The sequence below is a fragment of the Mesorhizobium sp. M2A.F.Ca.ET.037.01.1.1 genome (genome assembly GCF_003998075.1).
Lineage (GTDB): Bacteria > Pseudomonadota > Alphaproteobacteria > Rhizobiales > Rhizobiaceae > Mesorhizobium.
In genome coordinates this window covers 1-3,287 of record NZ_RZSA01000771.1, presented here as the reverse complement: position 1 = coordinate 3,287, position 3,287 = coordinate 1, and the positions used below count along the sequence as shown (strand labels likewise).

General features: G+C 66.6%; 2 protein-coding genes and 2 pseudogenes. 3 read left to right on the top strand and 1 reads right to left on the bottom strand.

From position 1 onward, the window contains the following. Positions 1-199: 199 nt before the first annotated feature. From glcE to glcF, 3 genes and pseudogenes are all read left to right on the top strand, one after another. Complete coding sequence (glcE, locus tag EOA27_RS28695) at positions 200-1,456, top strand: glycolate oxidase subunit GlcE (RefSeq protein ID WP_126078879.1); 1,257 nt, start codon at positions 200-202, stop codon at positions 1,454-1,456. Further along, a pseudogene (locus EOA27_RS28690) lies at positions 1,453-1,841 on the top strand (DUF4870 domain-containing protein). The gene glcE and the pseudogene EOA27_RS28690 overlap by 4 nt, the downstream one beginning before the upstream one ends. 10 nt (positions 1,842-1,851) lie before the next feature. Then, positions 1,852-3,177, top strand: a complete 1,326-nt coding sequence (glcF, locus tag EOA27_RS28685) for a glycolate oxidase subunit GlcF (protein ID WP_126078878.1) — start codon at positions 1,852-1,854, stop codon at positions 3,175-3,177. Here glcF and EOA27_RS42370 read toward each other — a convergent pair. Further along, a pseudogene (locus tag EOA27_RS42370) lies at positions 3,178-3,287 on the bottom strand (bifunctional 5,10-methylene-tetrahydrofolate dehydrogenase/5,10-methylene-tetrahydrofolate cyclohydrolase); the annotation flags it as partial.

The following is a 3,287-nucleotide window of genomic DNA, read 5'->3' as shown; positions in this document are numbered from 1 at the left end:
CTCGGGCTTCGCCCGAGCCACCTCTCCCCAGCCTTGCGGGGGCGAGGAACCCAGGCTTTTCAAGGTCGCGACGTCGGCGGTTGGCGTTTCCTCGCCCCCATGAAATGGGGGAGAGGTGTCCGCGTAGCGGGCGGAGAGGGGGCAGCGCTGCCGTATGCGATTGTCCTGGCCCTGCGCGGGCGAGGAACAAGGCCAAGCCATGACCACCTTCACCCCCTCCACCTCCGCCGAAGTCCTCTCCACCGTCCAATGGGCGGCAGCCGAAGAGACACCCCTCGAGCTCTTCGGCCATGGCTCCAAGCGCGGCATCGGCCGCCCACTGCAGACCGAACACACGCTCGACCTCTCCAGGCTCACCGGCGTCACCCTCTACGAGCCCGCTGAGCTGGTGCTGTCGGCCAAGGCAGGCACGCCGCTCGCCGAGATCGAAGAACTGCTTGCGGAAAACGGCCAGCAATTCGCCTTCGAGCCGATGGACTACGGTCCGTTGCTCGGTGGCGAGCCAGGCAGAGGCACCATCGGCGGCGTGCTGGCCTCGAACCTGTCCGGCCCGCGCCGTCTCAAGGCGGGAGCCGCGCGCGACCATATCCTTGGCGTCGCCGCCGTCTCGGGCCGTGGCGAGGCCTTCAAGTCGGGCGGGCGCGTAGTCAAGAACGTCACCGGCTACGATCTCTCCAAGCTGATGGCGAACAGTTGGGGCACGCTGGCCGTGCTCACGGATGTCACGTTCAAGGTGCTGCCGGCCGCCGAAACGGAAGTGACTTTGGCCATCCGCGGCCTGCTCGACGATGCGGCGGTCGCCGCCATGGCGCTGGCGCTGGGCTCCAGCGCCGAAGTGTCGAGCGCGGCGCATCTGCCGGAGCGCATCGCCGCACGGGTCGCCGGCGGCAAGCACGGCAGCGATGCCGCGACGTTGCTGCGCGTCGAAGGTTTTGGCCCCTCGGTCGTCTATCGCATCGAGGCGCTGCGCAAGCTGCTCGGCAAGGCCGGGCCGCTGGAAGAGATCGCCGGCGAGGCGTCGAAAGCCATCTGGCGCGACATCCGAGACTGCCGGCCTTTCGCCGACGGCGGCGCGCGGCCGGTCTGGCGTGTCTCGATGGCGCCGTCCGTGGCGCATCACATGGTGATGGCGCTGCGCATGCAGGCGGCGGTCGATGCGTTCTACGACTGGCAGGGCGGTCTGGTGTGGCTGTCGATGCGCGAGGACGATCCCGAGGCCGACCTCTTGCGCGGCTTGATCCGCAAGCATGGCGGCGGCCATGCGACGCTGGTGCGCGCCTCCGCTCCGCATCGCGCGGCGCTGCCGGTGTTCGAGCCGCAGCCGCCGCATCTGGCGGCGCTCTCGGCGCGGCTCAAGGCCGAGTTCGATCCGAAGAATATCCTCAACCCTGGCCGCATGGCGCCGGGCTCCGGCTCTGCTACTCTCGCCCGATCAACACAGGGAGCAGCATCATGAGCAATACCGACCCAGGACCGAGCAGCGCGCCACGCCAGACCGATCGCTGGCTGGAGCCGGGCCAGACCAACGCGCTGGTCATCTACATTCTCTACCTCGCCGGCCTCGTCATCGGCATCACCGGCATTGTCGGCATCGTGCTTGCCTACATCAATCGCGGCAAGGCCGGCGGCTTCGTCGAAAGCCACTATACGTTCCTGATCAGGACGTTCTGGATCGGCCTTCTCTCGCGCTGATCTCGGTGGTCCTGATGATGCTTGTGATCGGCTTCGTGCTGATGTTGGCCGCCGCCGTCTGGTTTATCGCCCGCTGCATTCTGGGCATCCAGGCGCTGCAGCGCGGCGAGCCCGTCAGGAACCCGCAAAGCTGGCTTCTGGGACAGTAAGGATTTTTGCGTGCAGACCAATTTCTCCCTTGCCCAGCTTGCCGACCCGCATGTCGCGGAATCGGAGAAGATCCTGCGCAAATGCGTGCATTGCGGCTTCTGCACCGCCACCTGCCCGACCTATGTGACGCTCGGCAACGAGCTCGATTCGCCGCGCGGCCGCATCTACCTCATCAAGGACATGCTGGAGAACGGCCGCCCGGCGGATAAGGAGATCGTCACCCATATCGACCGGTGTCTCTCCTGCCTTGCCTGCATGACGACATGTCCGTCGGGCGTGAACTACATGCATCTGGTTGACCACGCCCGCGCCCACATCCAGCAGACCTATAAGCGGCCGCTGCTCGACCGGCTGACGCGCGCCGTGCTGGCCTTCGTGCTGCCTTATCCCAGCCGCTTCCGCGCCGCGCTGAAACTGGCCGGTCTCGGCCGGCCTTTCATCCGCCTGTTCGAGAAACTGCCGGATCTGAAGCCGGTCGCAGCCATGCTGAAGCTGGCGCCGTCCGCGGTCCCGCCGGCATCGCCGATGGCGAAACCAGGCACGCATACCGGGCAAGGCACAAAGCGAGGCCGCGTCGCGATCCTCACCGGCTGCGCGCAATCGGTGCTCGATCCCGCCATCAATGAAACGACGATTTCTCTGCTGACCAGGCTTGGCGTCGAGGTCGTGGTGCCCGAAGGCGAGGGCTGCTGCGGCGCGCTCGTCCATCACATGGGCCGCGAGGATCAGGCTCTTGCCTCGGCCAGGCGGAATGTCGACGCCTGGACGCGCGCGATCGACCAAGGCGGGCTCGACGCCATCATCATCACCGCGTCAGGCTGCGGCACAACGATCAAGGATTACGGCTTCATGCTGCGCCTCGATCGGGCCTATGCCGAAAAGGCCGCGCGCGTCTCGGGGCTGGCCAAGGACATCACCGAATATCTCGCCAGCCTCGACCTGCCCGAGCCGGTGCGCAAACCGGGCACCGTCGTCGCCTACCATTCCGCCTGCTCGATGCAGCACGGCCAGAAGATCACGCGCCAGCCGAAGGAGCTGCTCGCCAAAGCAGGCTTCGTCGTGCGTGAGCCGCGCGAAGGGCATCTGTGCTGCGGCTCGGCCGGCACCTACAACATCCTGCAGCCGGAGATTTCAGCCAAGCTCCGCGACCGCAAGGTGGGGAATATCGAGGCGACCGGCGCCGAAATCGTCGCCACCGGCAATATCGGCTGCATCACCCAGATCGCGTCCGCCGCCAAGCTGCCGGTGGTGCACACGATCAAACTGCTCGACTGGGCCTATGGCGGTCCGAAACCGGAGGGCGTTTCCGACGGCGGGTTGATTGCTGCGGAATAATTACTCCGCCGCGAGCTGATCCGCCACGCCATAGGTCGCGCGATAGAGCGCGCGCTGGCGGTTGAGTGCCACCATGGTGTTGCGCAGCAGGATCGCGACGGTGAGGGGGC